General features: G+C 65.0%; 15 protein-coding genes and 2 tRNA genes. 5 read left to right on the top strand and 12 right to left on the bottom strand.

What is annotated here, in order from left to right; genetic code table 11:
* The first annotated feature begins 65 nt into the window (after positions 1 to 65).
* Positions 66 to 782 (top strand): hypothetical protein, encoded by a 717-nt coding sequence (locus tag DN824_RS12130; protein ID WP_138408727.1) that lies wholly within the window; start codon positions 66 to 68, stop codon positions 780 to 782.
* 32 nt (positions 783 to 814) lie between these two features.
* Here DN824_RS12130 and DN824_RS12125 read toward each other — a convergent pair whose 3' ends face one another.
* Entirely contained in the window at positions 815 to 1,672 is an 858-nt protein-coding gene (locus DN824_RS12125; RefSeq protein WP_138408664.1) for an SDR family oxidoreductase, read from the bottom strand.
* Between the two features lie 206 nt (positions 1,673 to 1,878).
* On the opposite strand from DN824_RS12125, the gene DN824_RS12120 reads away from it, so the two are divergent.
* Positions 1,879 to 2,862 carry a 2-hydroxyacid dehydrogenase gene (locus DN824_RS12120; RefSeq protein ID WP_138408663.1) on the top strand — a complete coding sequence of 328 codons (984 nt, stop codon included), beginning with the start codon at positions 1,879 to 1,881 and terminating at the stop codon, positions 2,860 to 2,862.
* Positions 2,863 to 2,919: 57 nt separating this feature from the next.
* Complete coding sequence (locus tag DN824_RS12115) at positions 2,920 to 3,597, top strand: TetR/AcrR family transcriptional regulator (RefSeq protein WP_138408662.1); 678 nt, start codon at positions 2,920 to 2,922, stop codon at positions 3,595 to 3,597.
* 158 nt (positions 3,598 to 3,755) lie between these two features.
* On the opposite strand, the gene DN824_RS12110 is transcribed toward DN824_RS12115, so the two are convergent.
* Positions 3,756 to 3,832, bottom strand: a tRNA-Asp gene (locus tag DN824_RS12110).
* Between the two features lie 35 nt (positions 3,833 to 3,867).
* A tRNA-Val gene (locus DN824_RS12105) sits at positions 3,868 to 3,943 on the bottom strand.
* Positions 3,944 to 4,234: 291 nt separating this feature from the next.
* Here DN824_RS12105 and DN824_RS12100 point away from each other — a divergent pair.
* Positions 4,235 to 4,891, top strand: coding sequence for a type II secretion system protein N (locus tag DN824_RS12100; RefSeq protein WP_138408661.1), 657 nt, complete (start codon positions 4,235 to 4,237; stop codon positions 4,889 to 4,891).
* Between the two features lie 3 nt (positions 4,892 to 4,894).
* Entirely contained in the window at positions 4,895 to 6,832 is a 1,938-nt protein-coding gene (gspD, locus tag DN824_RS12095) for a type II secretion system secretin GspD (protein ID WP_138408660.1), read from the top strand.
* A gap of 58 nt (positions 6,833 to 6,890) precedes the next feature.
* Here gspD and DN824_RS12090 read toward each other — a convergent pair whose 3' ends face one another.
* The 9 genes from DN824_RS12090 to DN824_RS12050 form a co-directional block, all read right to left on the bottom strand.
* A complete protein-coding gene (locus DN824_RS12090) occupies positions 6,891 to 8,102 on the bottom strand; it encodes an O-succinylhomoserine sulfhydrylase (RefSeq protein WP_138408659.1) in 1,212 nt (403 codons plus the stop codon).
* A 47-nt stretch (positions 8,103 to 8,149) separates the two neighbouring features.
* A complete protein-coding gene (purF, locus tag DN824_RS12085) occupies positions 8,150 to 9,655 on the bottom strand; it encodes an amidophosphoribosyltransferase (RefSeq protein WP_138408658.1) in 1,506 nt (501 codons plus the stop codon).
* Between the two features lie 66 nt (positions 9,656 to 9,721).
* On the bottom strand, positions 9,722 to 10,234 hold the full coding sequence (locus DN824_RS12080; protein ID WP_138408657.1) for a CvpA family protein: 513 nt from the start codon (positions 10,232 to 10,234) through the stop codon (positions 9,722 to 9,724).
* 94 nt (positions 10,235 to 10,328) lie between these two features.
* Complete coding sequence (locus tag DN824_RS12075) at positions 10,329 to 10,970, bottom strand: SPOR domain-containing protein (protein ID WP_138408656.1); 642 nt, start codon at positions 10,968 to 10,970, stop codon at positions 10,329 to 10,331.
* A 5-nt stretch (positions 10,971 to 10,975) separates the two neighbouring features.
* Positions 10,976 to 12,256 (bottom strand): bifunctional tetrahydrofolate synthase/dihydrofolate synthase, encoded by a 1,281-nt coding sequence (gene folC / locus DN824_RS12070; protein ID WP_138408655.1) that lies wholly within the window; start codon positions 12,254 to 12,256, stop codon positions 10,976 to 10,978.
* The gene (gene accD, locus DN824_RS12065) at positions 12,253 to 13,146 is read right to left on the bottom strand and encodes an acetyl-CoA carboxylase, carboxyltransferase subunit beta (RefSeq protein ID WP_138408654.1); all 894 of its coding nucleotides are present in this window, start codon (positions 13,144 to 13,146) and stop codon (positions 12,253 to 12,255) included. The genes folC and accD overlap by 4 nt, the downstream gene beginning before the upstream one ends.
* Before the next feature lie 179 nt (positions 13,147 to 13,325).
* Positions 13,326 to 13,955, bottom strand: coding sequence for a phosphoribosylanthranilate isomerase (locus DN824_RS12060; protein WP_138408653.1), 630 nt, complete (start codon positions 13,953 to 13,955; stop codon positions 13,326 to 13,328).
* Positions 13,956 to 14,050: 95 nt separating this feature from the next.
* The gene (gene truA / locus DN824_RS12055) at positions 14,051 to 14,917 is read right to left on the bottom strand and encodes a tRNA pseudouridine(38-40) synthase TruA (RefSeq protein WP_138408652.1); all 867 of its coding nucleotides are present in this window, start codon (positions 14,915 to 14,917) and stop codon (positions 14,051 to 14,053) included.
* On the bottom strand, positions 14,917 to 16,243 hold a 1,327-nt coding region (locus tag DN824_RS12050; protein ID WP_138408651.1), incomplete at its 5' end, for a motility hub landmark protein FimV. The genes truA and DN824_RS12050, both read right to left, overlap by 1 nt.

Below are 16,243 nucleotides of genomic sequence, written 5' to 3'. Positions count from 1 at the left end.
GAACCCCGCCAGGGTGCAGTCGGACCAGTGAAGCCTTGCCGCCAACGGAACGCATCGCCCCCATGATCCTTTCGCTGCTGGCCGCCCTGGTGCTGGCGGCGGTCCATTTCTTCACCGGTCGGCTGAAGGTCCTCGACGACCTGCCACGCAGGCGCTGGCTCTCGGCCGCCGGCGGCGTATCGGTCGCCTACGTCTTCATCCATCTGCTTCCCCTGCTGGCGGCCGGCCAGGATGTGATGAGCAGCGCCGAGTTCGATCTGCTCGACTACCTGGAGCACCACGCCTACCTGTTGGCACTGGCCGGATTGATGTGTTTCTACGGCCTGGAGTGCCTGATCAAGAAGCACCGTGACCGACTACCCGATCAGGCTGAATCCCATGGCGGCGTGTTCTGGCTGCACGTCGCCTCCTTTGCCGGCTACAACGCGCTGATCGGCTACCTCCTCGTGCATCGCGACTCACCGGCGGCCCTTGAACTCGTGTGGTTCACCATCGCCATGGGACTTCACCTTCTGGTCAACGATTTCGCCCTGCAGAGCGCCCACAACAAGCTCTACCGGCGCTGCGGCCGCTGGGTGCTGGCCGCCTCCGTGCTGGTCGGCTGGGCGCTGGGCATCGCCACCGAGGTCTCGGAGCTCGCGGTCGCCGCGCTGGCCGCGTTCGTCGCCGGAGGCATCATCCTGAACGTGCTGAAGGAAGAGTTGCCGGAAGAAAACAACGGCCACGTCGGCGCCTTCATCGGTGGCGCCACCGCTTACGCGATCGTGCTGCTGGTGGTCTGAGGCACCCGGCCGCGGCCGGATGCCTCGTGGGCTCACAGGATCGGCTTGCCGCCGGTAACAGCGATGCGCGCACCGCTGATGTAGCTGCCTTCGTCCGACGCCAGCATCACGTAGACCGGTGCGAGTTCCACAGGCTGTCCCGGCCGCCCCAGCGGAACGCTGCCGCCGAACTCGGAGACTTCCTCCGGCGGCATGGTCGAGGGAATCAGCGGCGTCCAGATCGGCCCCGGCGCGACGCTGTTGACCCGGATGCCCTTCTCGCCCAGCAGCTGCGCAAGCCCGGCGGAGAAGTTGGCGATCGCGCCCTTTGTGGTCGCATAGGGCAGCAGGGTCGGCTTGGGCATGTCGGAGTTGACCGACGAGGTGTTGATGATCGAACTGCCGGCGCGCATGTGCGGCAGCGCCGCCTGGCAGATCCTGAACATCGCGGTGATGTTGGTATCGAAGGTGCGCAACCACTCCTCGTCGGTGATTTCCTCGAACGTGGGGTGGCTCATCTGGAAGGCGGCGTTGTTGACCAGGATGTCGATCCGGCCGAACGCCTCCACTGTCTTGCTGACCAGATCCAGACAGACCTGGCGCTGGGCGATATCGCCGGGCAACAGCAGCACCTTGCGTCCGGCCTCTTCCACCCAGCGCGCGGTCTCCTTGGCATCCTCGTGCTCGTCCAGATAGCCGATCGCGACATCGGCGCCTTCACGGGCATAGGCGATGGCCACGGCACGCCCGATGCCGCTGTCGCCGCCGGTGATCAGTGCGACCTTTCCGGCCAGGCGGCCACTGCCCTTGTAGCTCTGCTCGCCGCAGTCGGGCGTCGGGTCCATCTTCTGCTGCGAACCGGGGACGGCCTGGGGCTGTTCGGGAAAGGGTGGGCGTGGGTAATCGGTCATGGTGTCCTCCGGAATCGACGGGCGACGAAGGCCCTCTGGTTTCCATGCGTAGCGGCGCTACGACGGGCTTCCCAATGTCCGACCGGACAGCTTTCGCAGCGGTTCAGCTCGACCTCAGGCCACCCGCCGAGCGGCACGGATGCCCTGCCCCGGCGATCACCGTCTAAGCTGCCAAGGCCCGTATCGCCACTGCACCAGGAGACCTCATGCGCATCACCCTGTTCAGCAGCAAGCCCTACGACCGCGCCAGCTTCGTGCTGGCCAACCAGCGGCAAGGCTACGACCTGCACTTTCTCGAACCGCGCCTGGACATCGACACCGCGGCGCTGGCCGAGGAAGGCGAGGTCGTCTGCGCCTTCGTCAACGACGACCTCAGCGCACCGGTGCTCGAGCGCCTGCACCTGGGCGGAACCCGGCTGATCGCGCTGCGCTCGGCGGGTTACAACCACGTCGACCTGGTCGCCGCCCACCGCCTGGGGTTGCCCGTGGTGCGGGTGCCCGCCTATTCGCCGCATGCGGTCGCCGAGCACACGGTCGCGCTGATGCTGGCACTCAACCGCCGTCTGCCGCGGGCCTACAACCGCACCCGCGAAGGCGACTTCTCGCTGCACGGGCTCACGGGCTTCGACGTTCACGGCAAGCATGTGGGCGTGGTCGGCGGCGGCCAGATCGGCATCGTCTTCGCCCGCATCATGCTCGGCTTCGGCTGCAAGGTTCAGGTGCACGATCCAAAACCCAGCGAAGAACTGCGGTCGCTCGGCGTCGAACTCTGCGAACTCGATCGCCTGCTCGCCGAGAACGACATCATCAGTCTTCACTGTCCGCTCACACCCGACACCCATCACCTGATCAACCGCACCAGCCTGGCGAAGATGAAACCCGGCGCGATGCTGATCAACACCGGGCGCGGCGCGCTGATCGACACGCCGGCGCTGATCGAGGCGCTCAAGAGCGGCCACCTCGGGAACCTGGCGCTGGATGTCTACGAGGAAGAGGCAGGGCTGTTTTTCGAAGACCATTCCGAGCGCCCGTTGCAGGACGACGTACTGGCCCGACTGCTGACCTTCCCCAACGTCATCATCACCGCGCATCAGGCCTTTCTCACCCGGGAAGCGCTGGCCGCCATCGCCTCCACCACCCTGAGCAACGTGGCCGCCTGGCAGGCCGGCACCCCGAGCAATCAGGTCTAGCCGGCCCGGCCGTGAGCGCATCGCGTGAAGCCAGGCGCAGTTTGCTAGGATGGCGCCATGATCGCTTCCCCCGACACACCGGAAGACGCCGCGCAGAATGCGGGCCTGGCCGGTACCTCACGCGCCGCGCGCGCGCCACAGCAGGCGCGCGGCCAGCAGCGCGTCGATGCCATTCTCGATGCCTGTGGGCGGCTGCTGTGCGCCCAGGGCGAAGCCGCGCTGACCATGCACGGCCTCGCCCGCGAGGCCCGCACGTCCATCGGTTCGCTCTACCACTTCTTTCCCGACAAGCAGAGCGTGCTTAAGGCACTGGGCGATCGCCACCTGGGCGTGGTCCGCACGATCTTCGAACGCATCGAGCCGATCTCCGATGCGGCATGGGCCGGCTTCAGCTCGGCGCAGGTGGTCCGTCACCTGCTATGCCCGTTCCTGGACTATTTCGTGGGCCATCCGGATTTCCTGCACCTGACGCACGCCACGCCCGACACCGATCACCGGGAACTGAAGGCGCGGATGCTCGGGCTGATGGAACGGGTGATCGCCGTGCGACTGCCCGGCGCCAGCGAACTGGCCCGACAGGCCTACGCCGTAACTCTGTTCAGCCTGCCGTTCGGGATGATCAAGGAGATGTTGCTCGAAAGCGATGAAGCACTGCGCGAGCCGATCCTGACCGGCGAGATGCCGCGCGCCCTGCAGGCCTACCTCGAGGCGTTCGAAGCCGCGAACGGCCGCTAGCCGAGCGACCGCTGGCAAGCGATCGACCCGAGCACACCGGCTCCCTCGGCTGCCGTCCCAGCAAGCCAGGCGCTTCGGGTGCCTTTTCGACAGGCACAAAAAAAGCTGCTCGAGGCAGCTTTCCTTGTTCCATCCATTCTTGCGAAGGTGGAGATATATGGCGCAGCGGACGGGACTCGAACCCGCGACCCCCGGCGTGACAGGCCGGTATTCTAACCGACTGAACTACCGCTGCGCGTCGGCCGGACTTTCGTCCGAATTCACAAGGGTTGGTGGCTGATGACGGGATCGAACCGCCGACCCCCTGCGTGTGATGCAGGTGCTCTCCCAGCTGAGCTAATCAGCCGATCGCCTTGCGAGGCGCGCAATTTACTGATGCACCCGAGGCAAGTCAATAAGAAATATGAAGTTTTTTTGTTGAAGCCGCCATTCGCCGGAAAATCCCCTCCCCTGCGCTCCTGAGGGCAACTAATTCATCCGCACGCGGTCACCTGTCCGCCGCAGCCAAATTTGATCATTCACCGAACCCGCCTCGCGGTATCGGTCATCCCGTCCGGCTTGCGGTGTCACAGATTTATGCTGATATGATCGTGAAAGACCTCACGGACATAACTACAAGCACCACGGAGTGTCTCGCTTGCCTGCGCCAGGTATCCTGAAAAAGTACCGTCATCGCCTCCCGGTGGTTGCCGCCGCAGCCCTCATCGCCCTGTTCGCCCTTTATCTCGCCTGGCAGATCAATGAGTGGATCCAGCTGCAGCGTGCCCCTGTCACCGGACAGCAGGGCCAGGCCGCAACGGTCGCCACCGCGCCGGACATGCGCCGCATGGAAGCACTGTTCGGACCACCTCCCGCAGTCGCGACGAATTCCGCCCCCAGTCAGCAGCTCGGGCTGACCCTGCTCGGCAGCTTCGTCCATCGCGATCCGCAGCGTTCCACCGCCATCATCCAGCGCGAGGGCAGCCCACCACAGCTGTTCCAGGCCGGTGCCGAGGTGGCGTCCGGCATCCGCCTGCAACAGGTCTATCCTGATCGAGTCGAGGTGCTGCGCGACGGCCAGCTGGAATCACTGACCTTCCCCCGCGTGCGCACCTCCACTTACGTGCCCGAGCCGATTCCCGAGCCCGAATACCCCGACTATGGCGCCGAACAGCCTGGTGTCACCCAGGAGCCCCAGGAACCCGATGCAGCGCAGCTCCAGCAGCAGATGGAGGCCCTGCGCCAACAAATGGAAGAGACCGTAAACCAGGCCGACAACAGCCCTCCCGACGAACAGACCATGGAAAACAACTGAACGATGCCGCCGCTCTTCTCACGCCCGCTCATTGCCCTGATCGCCGTCGGCCTTGCCGCCTCCGCGCCTCTTCCGCTGGCCGCCCAGGAACAGGGTATCGAGCCCACCGCCACGCAACAGGGCGATGGCTGGACGATCAACCTCAAGGATGCCGATGTCCGCGCGTTCGTCGATCAGGTCAGCCAGCTCACCGGACAGACCTTCATCGTCGACCCGCGTGTGAAGGGCCAGGTCAGCGTCGTCTCCAGCGCCACGCTGTCGACCGACGAGGTCTATCAACTCTTCCTGTCGGTGATGGCCACCCACGGCTTCAGCGTGCTGACCCAGGGCGGAGTCGCCCGCATCGTGCCCAACGCCGAGGCCAAGGCCGAAGCGGGTGGCGGTCCGACCGGGGGCGACCAGCTCGAAACCCGCGTCATCCAGGTCCAGCACAGCTCGGCGGCTGAACTCATTCCGCTGATCCGCCCCCTGGTCCCGCAATACGGCCATCTCGCCGCGGTGACCTCGGCCAACGCGCTGATCATCAGCGACCGCAGCGCCAACATCGCCCGCATTCAGGATCTGGTGCGCCAGCTCGATCGCGCCGAAAGCAACGACTACACCGTGCTGCCACTGAAGAACGGCTGGGCCGTGGACATTGCCGAGGTCCTGAGGAACACCATGCTGCGCGGCGAGGCCAAGGGCACCACCGGCACCCAGATCATCGCCGACTCGCGCACCAACCGGCTGATCTTCATGGGGCCCGCCGATGCCCGCACCAAGCTTTCCCATCTGGCCCAGAGCCTCGATACCCCGGCCACTCGCTCGGCCAACACCCGTGTGATCCGCCTGCGCCACAACGACGCCAAGGCGCTTGCCGAGACGCTGGGCGACATTTCCGAAGGGCTGGCGGCACCCGAGGGCGAAGGCACCACCACGCGCACCCAGAACATCCTGATCCGCGCTGACGAAAGCCTCAATGCGCTGGTCCTGCTGGCCGACCCCGAGCTGGTGGGGACGCTGGAAAGCATCGTCCGCCAGCTCGACGTCCCGCGCGCCCAGGTGATGGTCGAAGCGGCCATCGTCGAAGTCTCCGGCGATATCACCGACGCCCTGGGCGTGCAGTGGGCGGTCGATGCGCGCGGCGGACGAGGTGGTGTCGGCGGCGTCAGCTTCGGCAACACCGGGCTCTCCATCGGCAGCGTGCTGAACGCGATCAACGACAACGAAATCCCGGCCAACCTGCCCGATGGCGCGATCATCGGCCTGGGCACCAGCAGCTTCGGCGCGCTGATCACCGCCATTTCGTCCAACAGCAAGAGCAACCTGCTGTCCACCCCGAGCCTGCTGACCCTCGACAACCAGGAGGCGGAAATCCTGGTGGGCCAGAACGTGCCCTTCCAGACCGGCTCCTATACCACCGACGGAACCGGGGCGAGCAACCCGTTCACCACCATCGAGCGCCAGGACGTGGGTGTCACCCTGAAAGTGACGCCGCACATCAACGAAGGCGCCACCTTGCGCCTGAAGATCGAACAGGAGATTTCCTCGATCGCGCCGTCGGCCTCCCTCACCGCCCAGGCCGTCGATCTGATCACCAACAAGCGCTCCATCAAGAGCACCATCCTCGCGCAGGACGGCCAGGTCATCGTGCTGGGCGGCCTGATCCAGGACGACGTGACCCGCACGGCATCCAAGGTACCGCTGCTCGGCGACATTCCGGTGCTCGGCGGGCTGTTCCGCTCGACGCAGGAAACCCACACCAAACGCAACCTGATGGTGTTCCTGCGTCCCACGGTGATACGCGACGGCGCCGGTATCGCCGCGCTTTCCGGGAAGAAATACAGCGACATCCGCGTCATCGAGACCGCCTCGGAGAGCCCGACCATCCTGCCGGCGTACCCCGAGCAGCTGTTCGACGGACAAGGCGAGCCGGCGCCAGCGATCGACCTGCGCCAGTAACCTCCTCAAGCAGGCAAAAAAAAGCCCGGAGCATGCTCCGGGCTTTTCGTTCTTTCGATCAGAGCGCGCCGAGCCCTCGACCGAGGTCCGCCTTGAGATCCTCGATGTCCTCCAGGCCAACCGCCACCCGAACGAGGCTGTCGCGGATTCCGGCCTTGGCCCGCTCCTCGGGAGAGAGACGCCCGTGGGTCGTGGAGGCGGGATGGGTGATGGTGGTCTTGCTGTCGCCCAGGTTGGCGGTGATCGAGATCAGGCGCGTCGCATCGATGAACCGCCAGGCACCCTCCTTGCCCCCCTTCACCTCGAAGCTCACCACCGCGCCATAGGCTTTCTGTTGCCGCCGGGCCAGCTCGTGCTGGGGGTGGCTTTGCAGGCCCGCGTAGTGGACCTTTTCCACGCCCGGCTGCTGCTCCAGCCATTCGGCCAGCTGCTGGGCGCTGGCGCAGTGGGCCTGCATGCGCAAGCGCAGGGTTTCGAGGCCCTTGAGGAACACCCAGGCGTTGAACGGGCTCAGGGTCGGGCCCGCCGTCCTGAGAAAGCCGACCACTTCCTTCATCTGCTCGCTGCGCCCGGCAACCACGCCGCCGAGGCAACGACCCTGGCCATCGATGTACTTGGTCGCCGAGTGGATGACGATGTCCGCCCCCAGCGCCAGCGGCTGTTGCAGGATCGGTGTGCAGAAACAGTTGTCGACCGCCAGCATCGCGCCCTTGGCATGACAGAGCTCGGCCAGCGCCGGAATGTCGACCAGCTCGGCGAGCGGGTTGGAAGGCGACTCGACGAACACCAGCCGGGTGTTGTCACGGAACGCCGACTGCCAGGCGGAAAAGTCGGTCAGAGGCACATAGTCGACCTGGAGACCGAAGCGCTTGAGGTACTTCTCGAACAGCGAAACGGTCGCACCGAAGACGCTGCGCGACACCAGCACGTGGTCGCCGGCCGAGCAGAGGCTCATCACCGTCGCCAGGATGGCGGACATGCCGGAAGCCGTGGCCACGGCCTGCTCCGCGCCCTCCATCGCGGCGATGCGCTCTTCGAACGCCCGCACGGTCGGATTGGTGTAACGCGAGTAGACGTTGCCGGGCACCTCGCCGGCAAACGTGGCGGCGGCGTCGGCCGCGGTGCGGAACACGTAACTGGAGGTGAAGAACAGCGCTTCGCCGTGCTCGCCCTCGGGCGAACGACGCTGGCCGGCGCGCACCGCCAGGGTGTCCTGGCCTACGCCTTCGAGATCACTGTCGAGCCGTCCGGCATCCCATTCAATCGTCATAGTCGTTCACACCCTGCGGTCCCGCCTGCCGACCGGCAGGCCGGGTTTCAATCGTTGTACAGGTCGATGATCGCGTTCACCACCTGCGCCTTGCTCTTGCTGGCGTCGTTGCGGGCCTGCTCGATGCTGTTCAGGTACGCCGCGTCCACGTCGCCGGTGACGTACTGGCCGTCGAACACCGCGCAATCGAAGTTGTCGATCTTCACCTTGCCACCACCGACCGCCTCGATCAGGTCCGGCAGGTCCTGATAAACCAACCAGTCGGCGCCGATCAGGTTGGCCACCTCTTCCGTGGTGCGGTTGTGGGCGATCAGCTCGTGCGGGCTGGGCATGTCGATGCCATAGACATTCGGGTAACGCACCGCCGGCGCCGCCGAACAGAAGTAGACGCTCTTGGCGCCCGCTTCGCGCGCCATCTGGATGATCTGCTTGCAGGTGGTGCCACGCACGATGGAGTCATCCACCAGCATCACGTTCTTGCCGCGGAATTCCAGGTCGATGGCGTTGAGCTTCTGACGCACCGATTTCTTGCGCGCCGCCTGGCCGGGCATGATGAAGGTCCGACCGATGTAGCGATTCTTGACGAACCCTTCACGGAACTTCACCCCGAGCCGGTTGGCCAGCTCCAGCGCCGCGGTACGGCTGGTGTCGGGGATAGGGATGATCACGTCGATGTCGTGATCCGGGCGCTCGCGCAGAATCTTGTCGGCAAGCTTCTCGCCCATCCGCAGACGGGCCTTGTAGACCGAAATGCCATCCATCAGCGAGTCGGGGCGCGCCAGGTAGACGTGCTCGAAAATGCACGGCGCGTACTTGGGATTGGCCGCGCACTGGCGGGTGAAAAGCTTGCCGTCGGACGTGATGTAGACCGCCTCGCCCGGTGCGAGATCGCGGATCAGGGTAAAGCCCAGCACATCCAGCGAGACGCTCTCGGACGCGATCATGTACTCCACGCCCTCGTCGGTATGACGCTGACCGAAGACGATCGGGCGGATCGCGTTGGGATCGCGGAAACCGACGATGCCATAGCCGGTGATCATCGCCACCACCGCATAGCCGCCCCGGCAACGCTCATGCACCTTGGTGACGGCGGCGAACACGTCCTCCTCGGTGGGCTGCAGCTTGCCCAGCACCGCCAGCTCATGGGCGAACACGTTGAGCAGCACTTCCGAGTCGGAACTGGTGTTCACGTGACGCAGGTCGGATTCGTAGATTTCCTTGTTCAGCTGCGCCACGTTGGTCAGGTTGCCGTTGTGCGCCAGGGTGATGCCGTACGGCGAGTTCACGTAGAACGGCTGCGCCTCGGCGGAGCTGGAGCTGCCGGCCGTGGGATAACGGATATGACCGATGCCCATGTTGCCGACCAGGCGCTGCATATGACGCTGCTGGAAGACATCACGGACCAGGCCGTTGTCCTTGCGCAGGTACAACCGGCCTTCATGGCTGGTGACGATACCGGCCGCATCCTGCCCGCGGTGTTGCAGTACGGTAAGCGCATCATAAAGCGCCTGGTTGACGTTCGACTTACCGACGATGCCGACGATGCCACACATGCAGGACAACCTCTTGAAATGTTACTGGCAGATCCGGGCGGCGCGTAGCGCTGACCCGTTTGACCCTCAACCCGAGACGCCAGGCGTCCCTGAACCCCACTGGCCGCTTAAGCCGAGAATGAAATTCTTCGACCAGTCGGCGACCAGCAGAAAATGCGGCAGCAGGACCGACTCCCGCCACCAGATATCCTCCTGGACCGGCGCCAGGCTCAACAGCCCGACCGCAATCACCACCAGCAGGCCGCCGCGCGCCGCGCCGAAGACCATGCCGAGAAAGCGGTCGGTGCCGGAAAGACCGGTGACGCGAATCAGCTCGCCGATCAGGAAATTGACCAGCGCGCCGACCAGCAGCGTCGCCACGAACAACAGCACGCAGGCTGCGATGACCCGTGCAGACGGCGTACTGATGTAGTCGGCCAGGTAATGGGAAAGCGCGCCGCCGAACATCCAGGCGATGACTCCGGCGATGATCCAGGTGAGCAGCGACAACGCTTCCTTGACGAAGCCGCGTCTCAGACTGATCAGGCTGGAGACGGCGATAACGGCGATGGCGGCCCAATCGACCCAGGTGAAAGTCACGTCAAGTTCTGCAAAGAAGAAAGGCGGCGCATTTTAGCAGAGCGCCGCCCTGCCGGTAAGCGCGCGTTGCGCACCCCGGATGAAGCACATCGACTCAGCCGTTTTCCGGCTGGAAGCGCACCACGAAGCCGTCGAGCTTCTGCTGGTTGTGCAACTGATCGCGCAGGCGTGTCGCCTCGCTGCGCTCCACCAGCGGCCCCACGAACACGCGATTGAGGCCGTCGGCAGTGCGGATATAGGCGTTGTAGCCCTGCGAGCGCAGTTTTTTCTGCAAGGCTTCGGCGTTCTCACGGCTGGACAGGCTCGCCAGCTGGATCGACCAGCTCACCGGCAGCGAATTGGCATCCAGACGCGGCTCGGCTGGCGCAGGTTTGGCCGACTCGGGTGCGGGTGCCGCCGGAGCTGGGGTGGGGGTCGGCGCGGGTGCCGCAGCGGACGGCGGGGGTGGCTCGACGGCCGGCGCGATGGGCGTCTCGGCAATTACCGGCGTGCTGTCCGACGCTCCTTCTTCGATGATCTCGTAGTGCTCCGGCACAGGCTCGGGCTCGGGGACCGGCGTGGGCTGCATCTCGATCGTCGGCGCGGCGGGCGTCTCCGGCATGGGCGGTGCCTCGACGGCGACCTGCCTGCCACTTTCCTCGCGGTTGAACAGCATCGGAACGAATATCACCGCCAGTGCCAGCAGCACCAGCGCGCCTATGATGCGTTGCTTGAGCCCCTTGTCCAGCAAAGCCATGCCTCCTATTCCGCGTGCCGATCGAGCCAGTCAAGCGCCTCGGCGACACAATAAAAAGATCCGAACAGCAGAATCTCGTCTGCTGCTTCGGCTCGCTCGCACTGGGCCTCCAGTGCCGCCGCGACGCTCGGATATGACTCGACTTCGGCGCCGCGCCGCTGCAGTTCTTCCTGCAACTGCGCCGCGGGCCGCGATCTCGGCGAATCGAGCGGCGCCACGGCCCAGGCGTCGACCGAGGGTAGCAGTGCATCAACGACACCAACAAGGTCCTTGTCGCCGAGCAGGCCGAACACGGCCAGGCGCCGCCCGTCGAGCGGCTCTTGCGCAAGGCGTGTGGCCAGGTAGGAAGCGGCGTGGGGATTGTGTCCGACATCCAGGACCAGGCTCAGCGCACGCCCCTTCCAGGACAGGCGCCTGCGTTCGAATCGCCCGCTGACGCGGGCCGCGGCCAGCGCCGGCCCGATACGCTCGGCCTGCCACGGCAACCCGAGCAGGATGAAGGCCTGTAACGCCAGCGCCGCGTTTTCGACAGGCAGGGTCAAGGCAGGCAGACGATCGAAGCTGAGCGAATGGCCCTCGGCAGACCTGCCCCGCCACGACCAGCCCGACGGCGCCTGCTGCAGATCGAAGTCGACCCCACGCAGCAGAAGCGATGCCTGGCGCTCGACCGCGGCGTCGATCAGCGCCCGAGGGGGCTCGAGGTCGCCGCAGAGGGCCGGCCGGCCAGCCCGGAAGATGCCCGCCTTTTCCACCGCGACGCTGTCGCGGCTGTCGCCGAGCCACTCAGCGTGGTCCAGGCCGATGTTGGTGACCACCGCGACATCGGCGTCCACCAGATTGACCGCATCGAGCCGCCCGCCCAGACCGACTTCCAGCACCGCGACATCGAGCCCGGCGCGCTCGAACAGCCAGAAGGCCGCAAGGGTGCCCATCTCGAAATAGGTCAGCGAAACCGGTCCCCTGGCCACCTCGACCGCAGCGAAGGCATCGCAGAGCGCGGCGTCCTCGACCTCGACCCCGCACACCTGGACACGTTCGTTGTAGCGACGCAGGTGCGGCGAGCTATAGACCCCGACCTTCAGACCATGCGCAGCCAGCAACGAGGCCAGGCATGCACAGGTCGAACCCTTGCCGTTGGTGCCCGTCACCGTGACGACCCGGGGCGCGGGCCTCGTCAGGCCCAGCGCATCGGCCACCGTGCGGACACGGTCCAGCCCCATGTCGATGGCCGAGGGATGCAGCTGTTCGAGGTAGCCAAGCCATTGGCCGAGGCTCCTCCGGGTCATGCGCTGGCCGTGACCTGCGCCGGGGCTGCCGGGCTCGGCAGTTGCTGCAGTTGCGCCAGCAGGCGGGACAGACGCGGACGCAGCTCGGTGCGCGGGATGATCATGTCGATGGCGCCGTGCTGCAGCAGGAATTCGCTGCGCTGGAAGCCTTCAGGCAGCTTTTCGCGAACCGTCTGCTCGATCACCCGCGGACCGGCGAAACCGATCAGCGCCTTGGGCTCGGCAACGATCACGTCGCCGAGCATCGCCAGGCTCGCGGAAACGCCGCCGTATACCGGATCGGTCAGCACGGAGATGAACGGCAGCCCCTCTTCGCGCATGCGCGCCAGGACGGCCGACGTCTTGGCCATCTGCATCAGGGAGATCAACGCTTCCTGCATGCGGGCACCACCCGAGGCGGAGAAACACACCAGCGGGCAACGCTGCTCCAGCGCGGCGTTGGCGGCACGCACGAAGCGCTCGCCGACGATCGCACCCATCGAGCCGCCCATGAAGGAGAACTCGAACGCGCAAGCCACCACCGGCATGCCGGTGAGCGTGCCGCGCATCGCTACCAGCGCATCCTTTTCACCCGTCTGCTTCTGCGCACCAGCCAGGCGATCCTTGTACTTCTTGCTGTCGCGGAACTTGAGTCGATCCACCGGCTCCAGGTCCACGCCGAGTTCCTCGCGCCCTTCGGCATCGAGGAAGATGTCCAGACGGGTGCGCGCGTCGATACGCATGTGATGCTGGCATTTCGGACAGACATCCAGCGTCTTTTCCAGCTCCGGCCGGTACAGCACCGCCTCGCAGGACGGGCATTTGTGCCAGAGCCCTTCGGGAACGGAGCTTTTCTGCGCCTCGGAGCGCATGATCGAAGGGATCAGCTTGTCTACCAGCCAGTTGCTCATGCTTTTGTTCTCCAAATGCTTTCTACTCGAAGCCCCTTGGCCCGAGAGCGGATTCTCGTCGCGGCGGGATTACCCTTCCGCTCGCGCACTGCATGCGCAGTGCATCAACGGCACCGCCGAGCGGTGCCGAAAAAACTGCCGGTCCATTCCGACGACCCGTACTGGACGGTCGCCGTACCTCAGTCGTCACATGCCTGACGTACGCGCCGAACAAATTCCCTGACCCGTTCGGCATCCTTGATCCCCTTGGACTCTTCGACGCCACCGCTCACATCGACGGCGTAAGGTCGAACCTGGCGGACCGCGTCAGCCACGTTCTCCACCGTCAAACCACCGGCCAGGATCAAGGGCTTGTCCATATCCGAAGGAATGCGTGTCCAGTCGAACACCTGGCCCGTCCCGCCCGGCACCCCGGCGACGAAGGTGTCGAGCAGAATGGCGCTGGCGCCGCTGTATTGGGCGATCTGCGCGGACAGATCCTCCCCTGCACCGACTCGCAGGGCCTTGTACCAGGGGCGATGGAAACCCGAACAGGCCTGCGGCGCCTCGTCCCCGTGGAACTGGAGCACGTCGAGCGGAACGGCCTCGAGAATCTCGGTGAGTTCGCAACGGCTGGCATTGACGAAGAGCCCGACGGTGGTGACGAACGGCGGGAGCGCGGCGATTATCCGCCGCGCCTGATGAATATCGACGGCACGCGGGCTCTTGGAATAGAAGACCAGCCCGATGGCATCCGCACCGGCGTCGGCAGCCGCCAGTGCATCTTCGACGCGGGTGATTCCGCAGATCTTGCTTCGAACGATGGACAATTAACCGATACCTGAGCACCAAAGCACCGGATGGTAACAAAAGACCATCCCGCTGCAAGGTCCAGTTCCAGGCGCTGGAACCCATGCGCCATAAATCACCGATCAGTGGCGCAATCAGGTAGCCAGGACAGGAAATGCGGACCCAGGTATCGCTCGGGCAATTCGAACTCCGCCGGATACTCGACCTGCACCAGATAAAGGCCATAAGGATGCGCCGTCACGCCTCCGGTGCGCCGAACCCGCGACTCGAGCACCTCGGCAGCCCATTCGATCGGACGCTCGCCACAGCCGATGGTCATCAGCACGCCGGCAAAATTGCGCACCATGTGATGCAGAAAGGCGTTGGCGCGGATGTCGAGGATGATGAAGCGCCCGTACTGCATCAGCTGGAGGTGATGCACCGTCTTGATTGGCGACTTCGCCTGGCACTGCCGTGCGCGGAAGGCACTGAAATCATGGGTTCCCACCAAGGCATGCGCGGCCGCCTGCATGCGAGCCACGTCCAGAGGACGATGATTCCAGGTGACTTCTTCGGCCATGTGCGCTGGGCGGATCTGATCGTTGTAGATCACGTACCGATATCGCCGCGCCATGGCACTGAAGCGTGCGTCGAAATGGGCCGGCATCTCCTTCGCCCAGGTGACGCTGATATCGGGCGGCAGGTTCATGTTCGCCCCCATCACCCAGGCGTGCATGCTGCGCTCGACCGTCGTGTCGAAGTGCACCACCTGGCCGCTGGCGTGAACCAGGGCATCGGTTCGACCCGCGCAGCTCAGCACGACGGGATGGCCGCCAGCGACTTTCGACAAGGCCTTCTCGAGCGACTCCTGAATGGAAGGCACACCGGCTCGCTGCCGCTGGAATCCCCGATAACGGGAGCCTTTGTATTCGACGCCGAGGGCGATTCTGGAAACGCCAACGGCAGCCTCATCGGCTGCCGTTGCGGGTACTGCTTGAGACATCAGGCCAGGCGGGCGAGCATTTCGCGCGCCTCTTGCTGCTGACTGTCATTACCTTCACCGATGACTTCATCGAGAATGTCACGAGCACCTTCGGCGTCGCCCATGTCGATGTAGGCTCGGGCGAGATCGAGCTTGGTCGAGGTCTCGTCGGTTCCGGACAGGAAGTCGAAGTCTTCGCCAAGATCGTCCATCGCAACGGCGGGCGCAGCAGCAGGCGTCAGATCGGCCGCATCGTTACGGGATTCGTCGATCCGCTGCGACAGGGCGTCGAGCTCGGCATCGACCTCGTCCAGCTGCGCTGCGAAATCTTCTTCCGACGCGGCTTCGGCCGCCGGCTCATCGTCCAGCGACAGGTCGAAGTCATCCGGCAGCGAAGCATCCGCAGCCTCGGTCTTCGGCAGATCGAAACTGAAATCGTCCGCACCCTTGCTGGTTTGTGGCGCTTCGCTCAGGTCGTCGTCGAGGCTGAGCAGGAAGTCGTCGCCCGAAGTCGACTCGGCGGCCTTGGGTTCGTCTTCCAGGTCGAACGAGAAGTCGGAGCCGGCATCCTGCGACGCGGCAGCCGGCTTGATCTCGTCGTTCAGCCCCAGGTCGAAGGAGAAATCGTCTTCCTGGCTGGAGGAGCCGTTGTCCAGGACCATTTCATCGCCGGCACGCGCCGCCTGGGTCTCTTGCTTCACGGGCTCGTCGGCCAGATCCAGCTCGTCCAGGCTCAATGCGAACTCATCGGTATCCAGTGTCGCATTGGACTGCGCAGCGGGCTCGCCGAGGTCCAGGTCATCAAGACCGAGATCGTCGTTCTGGTCGTTCTGCTGGTAGGCCGCCGCGGCGTAGCCGGCGCTAGCAGCGGCAGCAGGCGCAACGAAGCCCATCGTCGGGTACTTGCTCTTCAGCTGCTCGATACCGGCATTGGCGCCACCGATTTCACGCAGCTCGGCTTCTTCACGGGCGAACCCTTCGCGATCGCCCAGCTCCGCATAGACTTCCATCAGCTTCAGACGCAGCTCACTGCGATGCGGCTCGTCGTTCAGCGCGTTCTGCAGCAGCTCGGCAGCCTGGTTGAAGCGGCCGTAGGCGATATAGATGTCGGCCTCGCCGAGGGCATCGCCGGTCTGCGCAGTGACCTGCTCGGAAGCTTGCGCAACGGGGGCGGCCTCTTTCTGCGCCGCATGGTCGTCGACGCTGTCGAAGCTACCGTTCGGGTAGGCCTGCTCGGAGGCGTAGAAGTTGGAACGCTCGTCTTCTGCGAAGCTGTCCTGCAGCTCGGCTTCCTTCATCGCGTTGCGACGCGACAAGGCCATCAGGCCGACCAGCAACAGCAGCAGC

The sequence above is a fragment of the Stutzerimonas nosocomialis genome (assembly GCF_005876855.1).
Lineage (GTDB): Bacteria > Pseudomonadota > Gammaproteobacteria > Pseudomonadales > Pseudomonadaceae > Stutzerimonas > Stutzerimonas nosocomialis.
This window is presented reverse-complemented; position numbering and strand designations above follow the sequence as displayed.

Bases quoted from the DNA above. Each gene is read 5' to 3' on its own strand.
- folC (WP_138408655.1), bottom strand. From the start codon at position 12,256: ATGACCCGGAGGAGCCTCGGCCAATGGCTTGGCTACCTCGAACAGCTG.
- purF (WP_138408658.1), bottom strand. From the start codon at position 9,655: ATGTGTGGCATCGTCGGCATCGTCGGTAAGTCGAACGTCAACCAGGCG.
- truA (WP_138408652.1), bottom strand. From the start codon at position 14,917: ATGTCTCAAGCAGTACCCGCAACGGCAGCCGATGAGGCTGCCGTTGGC.
- accD (WP_138408654.1), bottom strand. From the start codon at position 13,146: ATGAGCAACTGGCTGGTAGACAAGCTGATCCCTTCGATCATGCGCTCC.
- DN824_RS12120 (WP_138408663.1), top strand. From the start codon at position 1,879: ATGCGCATCACCCTGTTCAGCAGCAAGCCCTACGACCGCGCCAGCTTC.
- DN824_RS12115 (WP_138408662.1), top strand. From the start codon at position 2,920: ATGATCGCTTCCCCCGACACACCGGAAGACGCCGCGCAGAATGCGGGC.
- gspD (WP_138408660.1), top strand. From the start codon at position 4,895: ATGCCGCCGCTCTTCTCACGCCCGCTCATTGCCCTGATCGCCGTCGGC.
- DN824_RS12090 (WP_138408659.1), bottom strand. From the start codon at position 8,102: ATGACGATTGAATGGGATGCCGGACGGCTCGACAGTGATCTCGAAGGC.
- DN824_RS12125 (WP_138408664.1), bottom strand. From the start codon at position 1,672: ATGACCGATTACCCACGCCCACCCTTTCCCGAACAGCCCCAGGCCGTC.
- DN824_RS12075 (WP_138408656.1), bottom strand. From the start codon at position 10,970: ATGGCTTTGCTGGACAAGGGGCTCAAGCAACGCATCATAGGCGCGCTG.